At 73.3% G+C, this 16840-nt stretch carries 17 protein-coding genes; 15 read left to right on the top strand and 2 right to left on the bottom strand.

Translation table 11 applies throughout. The annotated features are described in order from the left end of the window. The first annotated feature begins 3 nt into the window (after positions 1-3). The 13 genes from ACFYU9_RS00155 to ACFYU9_RS00095 all read left to right on the top strand — a co-directional run bounded on the left by ACFYU9_RS00155 (position 4) and on the right by ACFYU9_RS00095 (position 14284). Positions 4-1290 carry a glutamate-5-semialdehyde dehydrogenase gene (locus ACFYU9_RS00155; RefSeq protein WP_389209309.1) on the top strand — a complete coding sequence of 429 codons (1287 nt, stop codon included), beginning with the start codon at positions 4-6 and terminating at the stop codon, positions 1288-1290. Beyond that, entirely contained in the window at positions 1287-1571 is a 285-nt protein-coding gene (locus ACFYU9_RS00150; protein ID WP_389340827.1) for an acyl carrier protein, read from the top strand. Before ACFYU9_RS00155 ends, ACFYU9_RS00150 begins: the two co-directional genes overlap by 4 nt. Further along, positions 1568-2923 (top strand): TrpB-like pyridoxal phosphate-dependent enzyme, encoded by a 1356-nt coding sequence (locus ACFYU9_RS00145; RefSeq protein ID WP_389340824.1) that lies wholly within the window; start codon positions 1568-1570, stop codon positions 2921-2923. The genes ACFYU9_RS00150 and ACFYU9_RS00145 overlap by 4 nt, the downstream gene beginning before the upstream one ends. Next, positions 2920-4140, top strand: coding sequence for an acyl carrier protein (locus ACFYU9_RS00140; RefSeq protein WP_389340821.1), 1221 nt, complete (start codon positions 2920-2922; stop codon positions 4138-4140). The genes ACFYU9_RS00145 and ACFYU9_RS00140 overlap by 4 nt, the downstream gene beginning before the upstream one ends. Further along, positions 4137-5633, top strand: a complete 1497-nt coding sequence (locus ACFYU9_RS00135) for a class I adenylate-forming enzyme family protein (RefSeq protein WP_389340818.1) — start codon at positions 4137-4139, stop codon at positions 5631-5633. The genes ACFYU9_RS00140 and ACFYU9_RS00135 overlap by 4 nt, the downstream gene beginning before the upstream one ends. Continuing rightward, positions 5626-6855 carry a type III PLP-dependent enzyme gene (locus tag ACFYU9_RS00130; RefSeq protein ID WP_389340815.1) on the top strand — a complete coding sequence of 410 codons (1230 nt, stop codon included), beginning with the start codon at positions 5626-5628 and terminating at the stop codon, positions 6853-6855. Before ACFYU9_RS00135 ends, ACFYU9_RS00130 begins: the two co-directional genes overlap by 8 nt. Positions 6856-6914: 59 nt before the next feature. Further along, positions 6915-7169, top strand: a complete 255-nt coding sequence (locus ACFYU9_RS00125) for a phosphopantetheine-binding protein (RefSeq protein WP_389209297.1) — start codon at positions 6915-6917, stop codon at positions 7167-7169. Further along, complete coding sequence (locus tag ACFYU9_RS00120; protein WP_389209295.1) at positions 7166-8326, top strand: acyl-CoA dehydrogenase family protein; 1161 nt, start codon at positions 7166-7168, stop codon at positions 8324-8326. Before ACFYU9_RS00125 ends, ACFYU9_RS00120 begins: the two co-directional genes overlap by 4 nt. Next, positions 8319-9464, top strand: a complete 1146-nt coding sequence (locus ACFYU9_RS00115; protein ID WP_389340812.1) for an acyl-CoA dehydrogenase family protein — start codon at positions 8319-8321, stop codon at positions 9462-9464. Before ACFYU9_RS00120 ends, ACFYU9_RS00115 begins: the two co-directional genes overlap by 8 nt. After that, entirely contained in the window at positions 9461-10093 is a 633-nt protein-coding gene (locus ACFYU9_RS00110; RefSeq protein ID WP_389340809.1) for a 4'-phosphopantetheinyl transferase family protein, read from the top strand. Before ACFYU9_RS00115 ends, ACFYU9_RS00110 begins: the two co-directional genes overlap by 4 nt. Further along, a complete protein-coding gene (locus tag ACFYU9_RS00105) occupies positions 10090-11070 on the top strand; it encodes a hypothetical protein (RefSeq protein ID WP_389340805.1) in 981 nt (326 codons plus the stop codon). The genes ACFYU9_RS00110 and ACFYU9_RS00105 overlap by 4 nt, the downstream gene beginning before the upstream one ends. A gap of 17 nt (positions 11071-11087) precedes the next feature. After that, positions 11088-12644, top strand: coding sequence for an AMP-binding protein (locus ACFYU9_RS00100; RefSeq protein ID WP_389209287.1), 1557 nt, complete (start codon positions 11088-11090; stop codon positions 12642-12644). A gap of 89 nt (positions 12645-12733) precedes the next feature. Next, the gene (locus ACFYU9_RS00095; RefSeq protein WP_389340802.1) at positions 12734-14284 is read left to right on the top strand and encodes an amino acid adenylation domain-containing protein; all 1551 of its coding nucleotides are present in this window, start codon (positions 12734-12736) and stop codon (positions 14282-14284) included. Between the two features lie 2 nt (positions 14285-14286). On the opposite strand, the gene ACFYU9_RS00090 is transcribed toward ACFYU9_RS00095, so the two are convergent. Further along, positions 14287-14862, bottom strand: a complete 576-nt coding sequence (locus ACFYU9_RS00090; protein WP_389340799.1) for a GNAT family N-acetyltransferase — start codon at positions 14860-14862, stop codon at positions 14287-14289. 35 nt (positions 14863-14897) lie between these two features. Here ACFYU9_RS00090 and ACFYU9_RS00085 point away from each other — a divergent pair, with 35 nt between their 5' ends. Next, on the top strand, positions 14898-15494 hold the full coding sequence (locus tag ACFYU9_RS00085; protein ID WP_389209281.1) for a flavin reductase family protein: 597 nt from the start codon (positions 14898-14900) through the stop codon (positions 15492-15494). Here the strand turns inward: ACFYU9_RS00085 and ACFYU9_RS00080 are convergent. Beyond that, the gene (locus tag ACFYU9_RS00080) at positions 15416-16636 is read right to left on the bottom strand and encodes an MFS transporter (protein ID WP_389340796.1); all 1221 of its coding nucleotides are present in this window, start codon (positions 16634-16636) and stop codon (positions 15416-15418) included. The two genes, ACFYU9_RS00085 and ACFYU9_RS00080, sit on opposite strands and share 79 nt — an antisense overlap. Between ACFYU9_RS00080 and ACFYU9_RS00075 the strand changes: the two genes are divergently transcribed. Next, the gene (locus ACFYU9_RS00075; RefSeq protein ID WP_389209277.1) at positions 16635-16802 is read left to right on the top strand and encodes a hypothetical protein; all 168 of its coding nucleotides are present in this window, start codon (positions 16635-16637) and stop codon (positions 16800-16802) included. The two genes, ACFYU9_RS00080 and ACFYU9_RS00075, sit on opposite strands and share 2 nt — an antisense overlap. Positions 16803-16840: the final 38 nt, after the last annotated feature.

Here is a 16840-nt window from a genome sequence, read left to right as displayed (position 1 = left end):
CCCATGCTCGATGAGATGCTCACGGCCGCCAAGGCGGCCCGGCTCGCAGCCCCGCCGCCCGGCGAGGCCAACTATCTGTCGTACTGCAAGGAACTCGCCGCCTCCCTCCACACCCACTGGGACGCGGTGCTCGCCGCCAACGCCGAGGACATCGCGGCGGCCCGCGCACGCGGACTGTCCGAGACGCTGATCGACCGGCTCGCCATGGGCACGCCCCAGCTCGACTACCTCGTGGGGCTGACCGAGCGGGTCGCCGCGGAGCTGCCCGAGGTCACCTCGACGAGCGAGGCGCACACCGCGGCCGGAGTGATGGCCGTGCGCCGCATCCCCAAGCCGCTCGGCCTGATCCTGATGATCTACGAGGCCCGGCCCACGGTCACCGTCGAAGGCGCCCTGCTGCCGGTGGCCACCGGCAACTGCGTGCTGCTCAGGGGTGGTTCGGAGATCGCGCACACCGCCGGCGCGCTGCGCACCGTGGTCGCCCACGCGCTCGACGCCGCCGGGCTGCCGACGGACATGGTCCAGATCATCACCGACCCGGACCGCAAGCTGGTGCGCGAGCTGCTCAAGCGGCCCGACGCGATCGACGCCCTGCTGCCGCGCGGCAGCGCCGCCCTGGTCGACTACTGCCAGAGCACCTCCACCATTCCGGTGATCGCCAGCGGTGGCGGCGTCAACCACCTGTACGTCGACAGCAGCGCGGACGTCGATCTCGCCGCCCGTGTCGTGCTCGACAGCAAGCTGGCCGAGCCCACCGCGTGCAACACCCTGGAGATGGTGCTCGCCCACTCCGACGTCGCGGGCGAGCTGGTGCGCCGGCTCGTCTCGCTCGGCGGGGAGAGCAGCCACGCCTACGCCCTGCGGGTCGGCCCCGGCCTCGCCGAGGAGACGCCGGCCGGCGCCGGAGCCGGCGTGACGGTGGAGCCGCTGTCCGACATGGACAACGGCCGCGAGTTCCTGGACCGCACCCTGGGCGTCCGCGCCGTCGACGGCCTGGACGAGGCGGTCGCGCACATCCAGCGGTATGGCTCGAAGCACACCGAGGGCGTGGTCGCCGCCGACGGCGAGGTCGTCGACCGCTTCCTGCGCACCGTGGACGCGGCCGCGCTGGTGGTGAACGGCTCACTGCGCCTGCACGACGGCCCGACCATGCGCCTGGGTCCCGAACTGTCCATCAGCACGGCCCGGTTGCACGTGCGGGGCCCGGTGAACCTGGCCGCCCTGATGACCTACAGCTGGGTCGTCGAAGGCAACGGCACGCTGCGCGGCGCCGGAGAGGAGGAGGCGTGAGCGAGGCCACGGAGGCGACCCGGAGCGAGATCAACCGGGTCGTCAAGGAGATCCTGATCGCGGAGGCCCGGCTGTCCGTCGGTCCCGACGCGCTCGCCGACGACGAACCGCTCAACGGCGAGATCCTGAAGGTCAATTCGCTGGGCTTCCTCGGCATGCTCATCCGCCTCGAGGACGAACTCGACGTGACCCTGCCGGACGACCTCTTCGTCGGTCACACCTTCCACACGGTCGCCGACCTCGTCGCCGTCATCGAGCGCGCAACGGAGATGAACCAGTGACGAAGCCCCCGACCCGCTGGCGCAGCGTACTGCCGCACCTCGGCTACCAGCTGCCGCCGGACATCACCCCGCCGGCGGCGAACGGGCCGGTCACCGCCCACCTTCCGCTGGAGCTGGTCCGGCAGAGCATCTCCGGCCGCGAGTGGTGGGACATCCCCGACGAGGTCGCCGACCACTACCGCAAGTTCCGCCCCACGCCGCTGTGGCGCGCCCGCCGCCTGGAGCAGGCCGTCGGCGCCAAGGCCCCGCTCTACGTGAAGTACGAGGGCGGGAACCTCTCCGGCAGCCACAAGTTCAACACCGCACTGGCGCAGGCGTACTACTACAAGCGGGCCGGCGTCGAGGAGCTGGTGACCGGCACCGGCGCGGGCCAGTGGGGCACCGCGATGGCCGCGGCGTGCGCCGCGTTCGGCCTGAAGTGCACGGTGTTCATGGTCGGCCGCAGCCTGCACGACAAGCCGTACCGCGGGACGCTGATGCGCCTGCTGGGCGCGGAGCTGCACGCCAGCCCCAGCCAGGCCACCGAACTCGGCCGGCGCGGCGACACCGGCTCCACCAACGCCCTGGCCCTGGCCATCGGCGAGGCGGTCGAGTACGCCAAGGAGGGCGAGCGGGACGGCGTCAAGCGCGCCTTCTGCATCGGCAGCGGCGAGACCTACAGCATCCTGCACCAGTCGGTCATCGGCCTGGAGGCCATCGACCAGCTGCAGGAGGAGCGGGCCGAGGTCGACACCGTCGTCGGCTGCGTCGGCGCGGGCTCCAACTTCGGCGGCATCGCGCTGCCGTTCTTCAGCCGGCACACCGACGAGGGCACCGAGGTCCCGACGCTCCTCGCGGCCGAGTCCAGCGCCACGCCGAAGCTGAGCCGCGGCGTCTTCGCGTACGACGTCACCGACGCGACGGGCACCGGTCCGATGGAGGCGATGTACACCATCGGCAGCAGCTACGCGATCCCGCCCGCGCACTCCGCGGGCCTGCGCTTCCACGGCGCGGCCAAGGTGATCTCGGCGATGCGCCACCGCGACCAGGTGGCCGCCGTGGCGGTGGGCCAGCGCGCCGCGCTCGAGGCCAACCGGCAGTTCGCGCTGACCGAGATGATCCTGCCGGCCCCGGAGTCGGGGCACGCGCTCGCCGCCGCCCTCGACGTCGTCACCGGGCGCGACGAGCAGCGGGCGCCGGGCCGCGGTGTGCTCGTGGTGGTGAGCGGCCACGGGCTGCTCGACCTCGCCGCCTACGGGCAGCTGCTCGACGGCACGATCGAGGACGGCGGCCACGACGAGGAGCAACTGCGCCGCGCGACGGACGGGTTGCGCCGGGTGCCGGACGAGCTCCTTCAGGAGCGGGCCCGATGACCGCTGACACGCCCGTCGAGGCGTCGTCCGCGCGGTGGTCACCGGCGCTGGCGTCCGTCCGGGCGGACGCGCTGGACTGTCTGCAGGCCAATCTCGCCGTGCTCGCCGACGACGCCCACGGCGCCGGCGCCCATCTGGCGCTCGGCGCGCCGGCCGGCTTCGCGACCACGCGGACTCCGAGCGGGCTGCCCACCCCGGCCGCCGGCCCCGAGCGCCGGCTGGCCGAGGCCGAGGAACTGCTCGGCCTGCGGACGACCGCCCGCTGGGACGGCGTCGACGGTCCGCGGCTGCGCGAACTGCTGCGTGACAACGCGGTGCTGTACGTGATCGGCGACGCCTACACGATGCCGTGGGTGCCCTACGCGGGGCACGACCACATGGAGCACAGCTTCCTGCTCACGGCGGACGACCACGGTGACGCCGGCGACGCCGGCGACGGCACGGTCCTGGTGATCGACGCCTACCACAACGACACCCCGTGGGGCAGTGCCCGGCCCGGTGTGTGGCAGCTTCCCGCCGCGGACCTCGACGCCGTCCTCGCCACGAAGGGCACCGCCCTCGCACTGGAGGCCACGGCCCCGCCGCAGCTCGACGCCGCGGCGGTGCTGACCGCCAACGCCACCGCGATGTCCGCGGCCGGACCGCGGATCGACGCCTATGTGACGGCGATGCGCGAGGCGGTCGGCGACCCCGACGCGCTCGACGCGCTGGTCCTGGACGTGTGGGTGCTCGGCAGGGCCCGTACCCTGCACGCGGCCTGGCTCGGCACCGTCCCGGGCGTGTCCGCGGACGCGGCCGAGGCCCGGGCGCAGGCCTGGCGGCGCTACGCCGCGCACACCTACGTGGCCGCCCGCCGGGCCCGGCGCGGCGGCGCCGTACCGGCCTCGGTGATCGACCAGCTGGACCGGCTGCTCCGCGACGACGTGGAGACCGCCCGCCGGCCGGCCGTACCGCAGGCGCCGTCGGATCCGCGCGCCGTCGTCGTCGAGGAGCTGACCGCGGTCCTCGGCGCCGACGTGGCGGGCCTGCCGTCCGGCGCGCCGCTGCGCGACCTGCCCCAGTTCAACTCGTTCCGGCTCGTCGACGTCATCGAGCGGGTCGAGAGCCGCCTCGGCACGACGATCGACCCCGAGGCCCTGCGCGAGGACAGCTTCGACACCGTCGACACGCTGTGCCGGCTGTTCTCGGCCACGCCCGCCGTGGAGGAAGCATCGTGACCGCACCCACCCTGCTGCATGAACTGCTCGACACCACCGCCCTGGAGCACCCCGACTCCCCCGCCGTGAGCTGCGGCGACACCGTGATGACGTACGACTGGCTGCGCACCGCCAGCCGTCGCGTCGCGGCCTGGCTGGCGGACCTCGGCGTCCGGCGCGGCGACCGCGTCCTGATCTGCCTCCCGGCGGACGTCCACGGGCCGGCCCTGGTCTACGGCTGCTCCCGGCTCGGCGCGATGTTCGTCGTCACCGCGGAGGGGGCCCCGGCGGGCCTGATGGAACACCTCCTCGGCGACGCCGAACCCGCCCTGCTGATCAGCGAGGACGCCGGGAGCCGGCGGCTCGCCGAGGAGCGCGGGATCAGGACCGCCGTGCTCGCCGACGTCCACGCGGCCGTGGCCGCGGGCGACGCGGAGTTCACGGCGGACGGTCCGATCGCCGTGGACCCGGTCTGCCTCATCTACACCTCGGGCAGCACCGGCCGGCCCAAGGCCATCGTCTCGACGCACGGCCAGGTGGTCTTCGCCGCCCGCGCGATCCAGCAGGTCCTCGGCTACCGCGCGGACGACGTGGTGTTCTGTCCGCTCCCGCCCTCCTTCGACTACGGCCTCTACCAGCTCTTCCTCACCACGCTCGCCGGCGCCCGGCTCCACCTGGCGTCCGCCGCCGAGGCCGGGACGACGCTGCTGCGGCACCTGCACGCCACCGGCGCGACCGTGCTGCCGGCCGTGCCCTCGCTCGCCGGCACGCTGGCCCGGCTGCTGCGCCGCCCGCAGGCCCAGCCGCCGCGGATCCGGCTGATGACCAACACGGGCGCCGCGATGCCCGAGGACATCCCGAACACGCTCCGCTCGAAGATCCCGGGCCTCAGGATCCAGCTGATGTACGGCCTGACGGAGTGCAAGCGGGCCGCGATCATGCCGCCGGACGGCGACCTGGAGCGCCCCGGCGCCAGCGGCCGCGCCCTGCCCGGCACCGAGATCTTCGTCGTGGACGAGACCGGACAGCGGCTGCCCGCCGGCAAGGACGGCGAGATCGTGATCCGCGGACCGCACGTGATGGCCGGCTACTGGCGCCGTCCCGAGGTCACCGCGCAGCGGTTCCCCCGGGTCGAGGGCCTGCTGCCGCAGCTGCACACCGGAGACTACGGACGGCTCGACGAGGACGGCTTCCTGTACTTCAGCGGCCGTCGCGACGACCTGTACAAGGAGCGCGGCTTCCGGGTGAGCGTCACCGAGGTCGAGGCCGCCGCCCACCGGCTGCCCGACGTCGAGGCCGCCGCCGTGCTGCCGCCGGCCGAGGGGCGCGACGGTGCCGTCCTGTTCGCGGTGACCGAGCTCAAGGCACATGACGTGCTGACCGGGCTGCGCACGGAGCTGGAGGACTTCAAGGTCCCCCAGAAGTGCGTCGTCGTCGCCGAACTGCCGTACATGGCCAGCCGGAAGGTCGACCGGGCGGCGCTCGCCCGCCTCCTGGAGGAGTCCCGTGTCTGACCTGCCCGACGACATCACGGCCGGGGCCATGGCGACCCCGAGCTACCACTACGACCTCGACGAGGTCCGGCGCTCCCACGCCCGGCTGCGCGCGGCCCTGCCCGAGCCCAGCGAGGTGTACTACTCGCTGAAGGCGAACCCGCACCCGGCGATCGTCTCCGCGCTGCACACGGCGGGCTGCCGGGCCGAGGTCTGCTCGCCCGGCGAGCTCCAGGCAGCCCTCGACGCCGGCGTGCCGGCCGGGAAGCTGCTCTACACCGGCCCGGGCAAGCAGGACCGCGCCGTCGAGGACGCGGTCAAGGCGGGCGTCACCGAGTTCTCGGTGGACTCGCCGCACGGCCTGGACCAGCTGGACGAGACGGCCCGCCGCCTGGACGCGCCGGTGCGCGCCGTGCTGCGGGTCAACGACTCCACGCCCGCGCCCGGACAGGGCCTCACCATGACCGGTGTGGCCTCGCCGTTCGGCGCGGACGCGGAGTGGATCCTGGCCGAGCCGGAGCGCTTCCGCTCCCGGCCGATGGCCCGGCTCGTCGGCTTCCACCTCTACATGGGCACGAACGTCCCCGACGAGGACGCGCTCATGGCGCAGTTCACCCAGTCGGCCGCCACCGCCCGCACGCTCGCCGACGTGCTCGGCATCGAGGTCGAACTCCTCGACCTGGGCGGCGGGTTCGCGGCGCCGTACGCCCGCGAGGGCGAGCTCGCCTCGTACCCCACGCTGGCCGGGCGGCTCGCCGAGCTGCTCGACGACGGCTTCCCCGGGTGGCGCGAGGGCCGGCCGGCGGTCGCCTTCGAGTCCGGCCGTCACCTCGTCGCGACCTGCGGCACGCTCTTCACCCGGGTCCTGGACGTCAAGCGCTCGCACGGCCGGCGGGTGCTCGTCCTGGAGTCCGGCATCAACCACCTGGGCGGCATGTCCGGGCTGCGCCGGCTGCCGCAGATCGCGCCCGCCGTGCTGCACGGCGAGCCCGGCGGCGAGCCGCTGGCCGACGCCATGGTCACCGGGCCGCTGTGCACCCCGCTCGACACCTGGGCGCGCGCCGCCGAGGTGGCCGACGTCAGGCCCGGCGACGTGGTGCGGGTGCCGAACGTCGGCGCGTACGGGCTCTCCGCGAGCCTGCTCGCCTTCCTCGGGCACCCGGCTCCGGTCGAGGTCGTCGTCGACGGCGGCCGGATCGTCCAGGAGTCCCGCCTCACGCTGCAGCGCCAGCCGTCCAACTGACCCCCGAAGTCGGCCCCGTAGACGGACCCGACGTCCGACCGGAAGGAAGTGACCCGGATATGAACCCGGAGTTCGAGGGAATGCTCCGCCCGTTCCTCAAGTACGCGGGCGAGCAGGAGCTCACCGCCGAGTCCCGGCTGCGTGAGCTCGGTCTCGACTCGATGCAGGAGATCGAGCTGCTCTTCGCCATCGAGGACACCTTCGGTGTCCAGCTGCCCGACGAGCTGCTCACCGAGACCACGTTCGCGACGGCGGGCAACCTGTGGCAGGCGATCTCCGACCTGAACGGCGCCGAGGGAGCCGCTCGGTCATGACGCTACTCAGCGAGGAGCCGCGCCGGCTGTCCGACGTGCTCGACGTGGTCGCGAAGGAGGCGGCCGAGTCCGACGAGAACGCCGGCTTCCCGGTGGCCGCGCTCGACGCGCTGCGCACGCACGGCCTGCTCGGTCTGCTCGTGCCGGCCGAGTACGGCGGTCTCGGCGGCACCGCGGCCTCCATGGTCGACGTGGCCCTGCGGCTGGCCCGCGAGGACCTGTCGGTCGGGGTGATCTTCGCGATGCACTGCCAGCAGGTCGCCACCCTGGTCCGCTACGCCTCGCCCGAGCTGCGCGCGGAGCTGCTGCCGGCGATCGGCCGGGGCGAGTCGTACCTGGCGTCGGTCACCACCGAGGCCGGGACCGGCGGCAGCCTGCTGGCCGCCGAGTCCACCACCGAGGCCGGCGACGGGCTCGTGCACATCGACCGCAACGCGCCGATCGTCACCGGGGGCATCCACGCCGACGCCTTCCTCATCACCGCGCTCGCCCCCGGGGCCACCTCGCCGAACCAGGTGTCGCTGGTCTACGCGCACCGCGACCAGCTCCAGGTGGAGGTACGGGGCGACTGGCAGCCGCTCGGCATGCGGGCCACGTCCAGCGTGCCCATGCGGCTCGTGGGCGCGGTGCCCGAGCACCAGCTGGTGGGCCCGTCGGGCGACTTCCGGTCGATGGTCACGGCCCTGTTCGGCCCGTACGCCCACCTGGGCTGGGCCGCGTGCTGGCTCGGCGCCTCGGCGGGCGCCCTGTCCCGGGTCATCCGGCACGTCCGCAGCCCGCAGGGCCGCAAGCGCTACGACACCCGTTCCGACCTGCTGCTGCGCCGGCTGGCCAAGGTCCGCGGCAGCCTGGACACGGTGCACAGCCTGCTGCGCCACACGCTCGACGTCCTGGAGCGGACCGAGGACCTGTCGCAGACGCCGGTGCAGCTGCTGCTCAACACCCTGAAGACCGAGGCGGCGGAGCGCTGCTTCGGCGCGGTCGACGAGCTCGTGGAACTGGTCGGCATCCAGCACGGCTACCTGCGCAACTCGCCGCTGTTCCTGGAGCGGACCTTCCGTGACCTGCGCAGCGCCTCGCTGAACTACAGCAACGACCGGCTCTACCGCGCCAACGGCTCGCTGTCGCTGCTCGACGCGGAGGTGCGCCTTGTCTGAGGCCACCGCCCTCACCGGCGGCACCGGGCTGCGCCCGGCGATCGCCTCGGCGCTCGACCGGGTCGCCGTGCCCGGCGACACCGCCACGCTCTGGCGGGAGCTGGGACGGGCCGGCGTGCTGCGCGCGCTGAGCCCGTCGGGCGCGGGGCAGCCGCCGGCGCGGGGTGGGACCGCGGATCCGTGGGCCCTGGAGGTGCTGCTCACCGAGCTGGACGCGCGCCATCCGACCGGCACGGTCCTGTCGGCCTGCGTGCAGCTCGCCACGGCCCTGCCGATCCTGGCCGAGGGGCTCGGCAGCGACCTCGTGCGTTCGGTGTACGAGTCGGTGCTCGACGGCGAAGGCCGGGTGGCGCTCGCCGCCACCGACCTGGGCGCGGGCGGCTCGGACCTGATGGAGGCCACGACCGTGGCCGAACTCGGCGAGGACCGGGTGGTGGTCAACGGCGGCAAGCGGTGGATCACCGACGCGACCACCGCCGGCCACGCCCTGGTCCTCGCCCGGCACCGGCCGGCCCGGCACTTCACCAGCTTCGTCTGGGTGCTGGTGCCGACCGACGCCCCCGGCGTCACCGTGGAGGCCACCTCCACCCGGCTGTTCCTCGGCTCCGGCGTCGGGAACCTGCGCTTCGACGACGTCACCGTCGGCCGCGACCACGTCGTCGGCCGGCCCGGCCGGGCCCTGCCGAGCTTCGCCCGGCACATCGGCACCGAGCGCCTGGCGTCCGCGCTGTGGGCCCGGGCGATCTGCCGGCGGGTGCTCGACCGGACCCGCGAGCGGCTCGCCGAGCACCCGCTGCACGGCAGGACGGCCTGGGACAACGACGCCGTCCGGGCCCGCTTCGCCACGTGCCTGGTGGAACTGCGCCGGATGGACGCGCTGTGCGAGACGATCCGGGGCGGACCGGACGAGCAGCCCACGGCGGTGGACGGCATGATCGCCAAGGCGGCCGTGGCCGAGAGCCTGCAGTACGTGGTCGGCGAGTGCGTCCAGCTCCAGGGCGCGGCGGCCTTCGGCGACGACGGCATCGCCCATCTGCACACCGAGGCGGCGGCGTGGAGCATCGCCGGCGGCGCGACGGGAGCCATGCTCGCCGGGGTCGCCGACCACGCCGCGGACGTCCTCAAGGCGACCCGGTGAGGACGCCGGGCCTGGTCCCCGTCGCCGACGGCGTCACGCTGGCCGTGGCCCGCATCGACGCGCTGCTCCCGCACGCGGGGCGCTGCACGGCGGCCGACCGGTCCGCGATCGCCGGACTGCCGCCGTGGCGGGCCCGGCAGTCGCTCGGCGCCCGCACGCTGCTGCGGCTCGCGCTCGCGGAGACGGCCGGCGCCCGCGCGGCGCGGGCCGGGATCGACGTCCGCGCGGGCGGGAAGCCGTATCTGCCCGACCGGCCCGACCTCGGCATCAACTACTCGCACGACGGCGAGTGGGCGGCCGCGGTCGTCGGGGCCGGGCACGCCGTCGGCGTGGACGTGCAGGAACCGCGGGCGGTCGGCCCGGGGATGCTCCGCCGCTGCTGCACCGAGGCGACCGCGGCGCGCCTGAGCGCCCTGCCCGCTGCCGACCGGGAGTGGGAGTTCGCCCGTATCTGGACCGTGCAGGAGGCGTGCGTCAAGGCGTCCGGGGACGGCCTGCCCGGCCGCCCCTGGACGATCCGCGTCGACCTCGGCCGGCAGCACGGGGCCTGGAAGTCGTACGAGTGGCGGTCCCTGCGCAAGGAGCAGGGACCACCGGTGAGTTGTGCCTACCGACGGGAGGAAGGGTGACGGACGTACCCGAGTGGCTTCGGCTGTTCGAAGGTCTGAGCTGCTACACGGCGAACCTGGCGGGCTATCTGCACGGCGAGTTCCCGCGGACCGGGGAGCACTTCGCCCGGTCCGTGCGGCTCGCGGTGCGCACCGACCTGCCCGGCGGCGAGCTGTCCTTCTCCCACCACGCCACCCCGCTGGACGAGCTCCCGGACGGCACCCGGCTGCGCTACCGGACGGGCGCCGACGAGGAGTCGACGCGCGCGGAGCTGGCCGCGGAGGCCGGACGGCACGGGCGCGTCCTGGTCGTCACGGACAGCGCGCGGCTGCCCTGGTCGCCGGTGTTCGGCGAGGGCCCGGCGGCGCCGCACTGGCTGCTCGTGGCCGGCGCCGGCGCGGACCGCTGGCAGGCGTACGACGCGTTCGCCGGACTGCTGCCGGCGGGCGAACAGCGCCCGTACTCCGGTACGGTGACGACCGATCAGCTGCTCACGATGATGACCCTGCCGGCCGGCTGGTCCGCCGCGCAGGCCCGGCGCAACGTCCTCGCCTTCGGCTTCCCCGTCCCGGAGCCGGAGCCGTCGGGCCGCCAGTGGCTCGCCCGCGAGCCGGCACCGGAGCCCGGGCCGGACGCGGAATCCGGCGGCACGGCGCCGCTGCCCGGCGACTGGCTCACCGACGGCGTCTCGGCCCTGCCCTTCCTGTCCGGCCTGCTCGCCGCGCAGGAGGCCGACGCCGCCCGTCATCTGGAAGACCTGTGGGCCACGGCCCAGCACCACGTGTTCCGCTACCGGCATTCGGCCCTGCGCACCGGCGCCCGCACGCAGGACGTCCAGCGCTGCGAAGAGGCCGTCGCCGCCTGGGAGGCGCTGCCCAAGGCCGTGCGCTTCGCCGTCGACTCCGCCCGCCGGGGCCGGCCGCGCGCCTCCCTGATCCACAGCACGTTCGAGCGCCTTCTCGACATCGAATCCCGTCGCGCCTCGCTCCCGGTGTGACAAGGAAAGGAAATCCCGTGATCAATCGGTCCCTCTACGACTGGTTCCTCGCCTCGGCCGAGCGCTACGGAGACTCCATGGCGCTGGAGGTCGGCAGCCACGCGCTGACCTACGACCAGCTCCTGAAGGCGTCCGAGCGCATGGCCGCGCTGATCGAGCGGCAGCTCGGCCGGCGCCCCGAGCGCGTGGGCCTGCTGGCCAGCCGCAGTCTGACCACCTACGTCGGCTACCTCGCGATCCAGCGCCTCGGCGCCGCCGTGGTGCCGCTGAACCCGCGCTCCCCCGCGGCCCGCAACCTGACCATCACCAAGGACTCCGGCCTGGAGATCACGGTCGCCGACGAGACCGCGAGCGAGCAGCTGGAGGAGTACGCGGGCAAGGCCGGCGTCGACGTGGTCGACATGTCCGGCGACGACCGCAAGGACCTCGTCGTCCACGGCGGCGACGAGGAGCTGGTCGCCGCCGTCTCCCGGCCGAGCAGCGACTACGCGTACATCGTCTTCACCTCGGGCTCGACCGGCCGCCCGAAGGGCGTGCCGACGACCCACCGCAACATCTCGTCCTTCCTGGAGGACGCCATCCCGCGCTTCCACTTCGCGCACGGCTGCCGGGTCTCGCAGACCTTCGAGGTCTCCTTCGACGGCTCGATCATCGAGATCTTCGGCGCCTGGGGCTCCGGTGCCACGCTCTGCATCCCGCAGCACAGCGACGTGTTCGCGCCGGTGCGGTTCGTCAACGAGAAGCGGCTGACGCACTGGCTCTCGGTGCCGTCGATCATCTCCTTCGCCAAGCGGCTGCGCGCGCTCGCCCCGAACAGCATGCCGACGCTCCAGTACTGCAACTTCGGTGGCGAGCCGCTGACCGCCGAGCAGGCCGACGCCTGGCTGACGGCCGCCCCCAACGCCACGATCCACAACTGCTACGGCCCCACCGAGCTGACCGTCATCATCACCGGCAACCCGGTGCTCCGGGACAAGGACGCGCGCACGCCGACGTCCAACCGCACCATCCCGATCGGCGACATCTACCCGCACATGGAGTGGGTGCTGCTCGACGACGAGCTGCGGAGCACCGACGACGGCGAGCTGTGCGTGCGCGGCCCGCAGCGCTGCCCCGGCTATCTCGACCCCGCTCACAACGTGGGCCGGTTCGTGGACTTCGACGGCGTGCAGGGCCGGTCGTACGACGGCAGCGAGCCGCTGCACGACAAGCACTGGTACTGCACGGGCGACCGGGTCCGCATCGAGCACGGCGAGCTCGTGCACCTCGGCCGGATCGACGACCAGGTCAAGATCCACGGGTACCGCACGGAGCTCGGCGAGATCGAGTCCGTGCTGCGCAAGCACCCGGACATCGCGGAGATCGTCGTGGTGGCCGTGACGGCGGCGGACGAGCAGATCGACCTGCACGCCTTCTACACGGGCGACGAGGTGTCGGCGAAGGACTTCGCGCGCCTCGCCGAGGAGCTGCCGGTGTACATGCGGCCGCGCTCCTACCACCACCGGCAGTCGATCCCGCTGTCCATGGTGGGCAAGGTCGACCGCAAGCTGCTCGCCGCCGAACTGACCGGCTGACGCACTCCCCCGCAGCCGGTCCGGAGAGACCGTTCTCCCTCCGGGCCGGCCCTCCGCAGATCCGCCTCCCCGCCCACGAAAGGCCCGGTGTGGACCAGCACACAGATCCGGACGGAACGCTGTTCACGTGGTTCCGGGACAGCGCCCTGCGTCACGCGCGGCTGACCGCCCTCGAGGTCGGCGGCGAGTCCCTCTCCTACGGCGAGCTGCTCGACCTCGCCGAGCGGCTCGCGCACCGGCTCGTGTCGGTGACCGGCCGCCCGCCCGGGGCCGTCGGCATCCTCGCGGCCCGCACGCCCGCCGCGTACGCCGGCTATCTGGCCGCGCTGCGGCTGGCGGCCACGGTGGTGCCGCTGAACCCGGCCTTCCCCGCCGAGCGGAACGCGTACGTCTGCGAGGCGGCGGGCGTGGACGTGGTGGTGACCGACCAGCCGGGCCCGGAGCGGACCGGCGGTCCCGCCACGGTCCTGCTCGACGCGGGCACGCGGGAGGAACTGGCCGCCGGGCCGCGCTGGTCGGAGCCGGCGGAGGGCTCGGCGGACGACGTCGCGTACGTCCTGTTCACCTCGGGATCCACCGGCCGGCCCAAGGGCGTGCCGATCCGGCACCGTCAGCTGGCCCGGTACGTCCCCTGGTGGATCGAGCGGTACGGGGCGGGGCCGGGCAGCCGGCTCTCGCAGTCCTTCGACCTGACCTTCGACCCGTCGGTGTTCGACATGTTCGTCGCCTGGTGCTCCGGTGCCACGCTGGTCGTCCCGCAGTCGCGCGAGCTGATGATGCCGACGCGGTTCATCGCGGCCAAGGGCATCACGCACTGGTTCTCGGTGCCGTCGGTGATCTCGATCGCCCGGCGGCTGCGCGGGCTCGCGCCCGGCAGCCTGCCGACGCTGCGGCACACGCTCTTCGGCGGCGAGCCGCTGACGCTCGACCAGGCCGAGGCCTGGGCGGCGGCGGCGCCGGGCAGCGTCATCGAGAACCTGTACGGGCCGACGGAGGTGACGATCTCCTGCACCGCGTACCGGCTGCCGGCCGATCCGGCGCGCTGGCCGCGCACGCCCAACGGCACCGTGCCGATCGGCACTCCGCACGACCTGCTGGACGGCGTCGTCCTCGACGACTCGGGCCGCGCCGCCGAGGAGGGCGAGCTGTGCCTGCGCGGGCACCAGCGCTTCGACGGGTATCTCGATCCGCGGCAGAACGTGGGCCGCTTCGTGCACTACGACGGTGACCGGTCGAGCGTCCTGGACGCCGACGCGGTCACGCCGGACAGCTGGTACCGCACGGGCGACCGGGTGCGGGTGGAGGACGGGCAGATCGTCTACCTCGGCCGTCTCGACGACCAGGTGAAGATCCGCGGCTACCGGATCGAGACCGGCGAGATCGAGCACGTGCTGCGCGCCCACCCCGGGGCGCGGGAGGTGGTGGTGCTCGCCGTGCAGGGCCCGGGCGGGCCCGCGCTGCACGCCGTGTACACGGGCCCGGAGGTCCCGGACGAGGAGTTCACCGAACTGGTGACCGCCAAGCTCCCGCCGTACATGGTTCCGGAGCGCTACCACCGGCGCGCGATGCTGCCGGTGAACGCCAACGGCAAGACGGATCGCCGGCAGTTGGCCGCCGAGCTGCAGAGGGCCGACCCGTGAGGTCAGCCGCAACGGCGCTCCATCACCAGCCGGCTGGCGGTGGGCCGGCTCGCCACGGTGAAGCCGTTCCGCTCGAACAGGCCCCGGGTGCCGACGTACAGGTCCGAGGCGGCCGCCTTCGGGCTGGTCGTCGGGTATCCCTCGATCACCTCGGCGCCGTGGTCGCGCGCGTAGTCGCAGGCCGCGGCGAGGAGGGTGTCCGCGCCGCCCCGGCGGCGGTGTCCGGCACGAACGTAGAAGCAGGGCACCGACCAGCGTCCCGGCTCGTCGGTGCCGCCGCGGCCCACCCGCGCGGTCTTCAGCCGGGCGAACGCCGAGCGGGGCGAGACGGCACACCAGCCGATCGCGTGTTCGCCGCCGTTCTCCCCGTCCTCGGCGTAGGCGAGCAGGCCGGTCGGCTCGCCGTCCTTCACCAAGGCGTGGAACGCCTGCCGGTTGGCGTCACCGGACGCGTAGTCGGCACGGGTGAGACGCCAGTACATACACCAGCAGCCGCCGCATGCCCCGCGTTCACCGAAGAGATCCTCCAGGTCCGGCCAGTTCTCGACGGTGAGTGGACTCGTCCGCGTGATGAGCATGTCCGGCTGCACTCCTCCTGTGGAAGGAATCGGGGATGACCCATGGTAATCAGGCGGCCTCAGGTCTGAGCGCAGCCGAGCGGTCGGCCTTCCGGAGCGCCGCGGGCCGTTTCGCGACGGGAGTCGTCGTCGTCACCAGCCTGACGGACGACGTGCCCCTGGGCGTGACGGTGAACGCGTTCTCGACGGTCTCGCTCGACCCGCTGCTCGTCCTGGTGAGCCTGCAGAACACCTCGCGGATGCTGAGCGCGATCGAGCAGTCGGAGATCTTCGCCGTCACCGTGCTCGCCGGCGACCAGAAGGACCAGGCGGGCTGGTTCGCCAACCCGCGGCGGCCGACCGGACTGGCCTCGTTCGGCGGCGAGACCATGTTCGCGGGGCCGGCCACCGGCTGTCCGGTCCTGGCCGAGGGCCTGGCGTTCTTCGACTGCCGGCTGCACGCGGCGCATCCCAGTGGCGACCACGTGATCCTCGTGGGCGAGGTGCTCGCGTTCGACCAGATGCGCCGGGCCGCGCCGCTGCTGTTCGCCAACGGCGAGTTCGGCGTCGGGGATCAGCCCTCGGCCGACGCGGTCTTCGACCGCGGGGTGTCGACGGCGGCCAGGGCCTTGTCGGTCACCACGCGCAGGTAGGGGATGACCAGCAGGGCGCACAGCACGGCGAACAGACCGAACGCCACCTGGTAGCTGACGAACTGGGCCACCAGGCCGCCGACCGCGGCGGCGATCGGGGCCGTGCCCCAACTGATGAGGCGGTACGCGGCATTGAACCGGCCGAGCAGATGGTCCGGCACGAACGTCTGCATGATCACACGGGCGTTGACGGTCCACATGGTGCCGCCGACGCCGGCGACGAACGCGGCGCAGGCGATGGGGATCGCGCTCCCCTTGACCGAGGGAAGCACGGCCGGAGCGGCGACGAGGAAGAAGGAACCGATGATGTCGACGAACATCGACCAGCGCCGGCCGAGCAGCCGGTTGACTCGTCCGACCAGCAGCGTGCCGACGATTCCGCCGACGCCGAGGCAGGTCAGCAGCAGGCCGTACTGCCGGGGGCTGAGCCCGAGCGGTCCCGGAGCGGCGGCGTACGCGGGGATGAGCGCGAGCCAGACGCTCCAGCAGCCGGCCATGACCGCGATGAGCAGGGCCATGGTGCGCAGCAGCCGGTTCTTCCAGAGGAAGTCGAGGCCCTCGCGGATCTCGACCCGGATGGGCTGGCGGGGCCGGGTCTCGGCACCGCCGGCCGGCTTCGGGGAGAAGTTGCCGACGAGCAGGGTCAGCAGCACCATGCCGATCGCGTACACGATGCCGCTGACGCCGAAGGCGAAGACGAAGCCCGTGGCCACCAGGAAGCCGCCGACGGGTGCGCCGAGGAACTGCTTCCAGAGGTACTCCATGGCGGTGATGCGCGCGGTGGCCGGCTCCCAGCGGGCCTTGGGCACGGCCGAGGGAACGATGGACGCGCCGGAGGTGAGGGCCAGCACCTCGGCCAGACCCATGGCGAGCGCGACGACGTAGACGATCGGCAGCGACTTGGCATCGAGCAGGACGGCGGCGAAGAGCGAGGCGATGGCGCAGAGCCGGATCGCTTCCGCGACGACCATCAGGGTGCGCCGGCTGACCCGGTCGACGAGCACACCCACGGGCAGCGCGGCCAACAACCAGGGGAGCGTGATGAGTACACCGACGAACGAGATCAGGCTGGGCGACTGCGTCATCTTCGCGGCCAGCAGCGGCAGCGCCACCCGGGCGATGGCGTCCGCCATGTTCGTCATGGCCGTGAAGAAGACCAGCAGCCATTCGTTGCGGCCGGCCCGGGGAATTGATCCGCCGGAATCTGATTCGCTCGTCGAGGAGCTCGATGTCGAGTGCGCCTGGGGCACTGCCGTTCCCTACTTTCGCTTTTCGATGAACGCCGGAACGACGGCCAATCGTCCATGACCCCTACTTGACATGTCAAGGCCCGATGCCCCTGTTTG

This window comes from Streptomyces sp. NPDC004327 (assembly GCF_042873935.1).
Classification (GTDB): Bacteria; Actinomycetota; Actinomycetes; order Streptomycetales; family Streptomycetaceae; genus Streptomyces.
The sequence above is the reverse complement of the archived record's forward strand: the minus strand, read 5'-3'. Positions and strand labels throughout refer to the sequence as shown.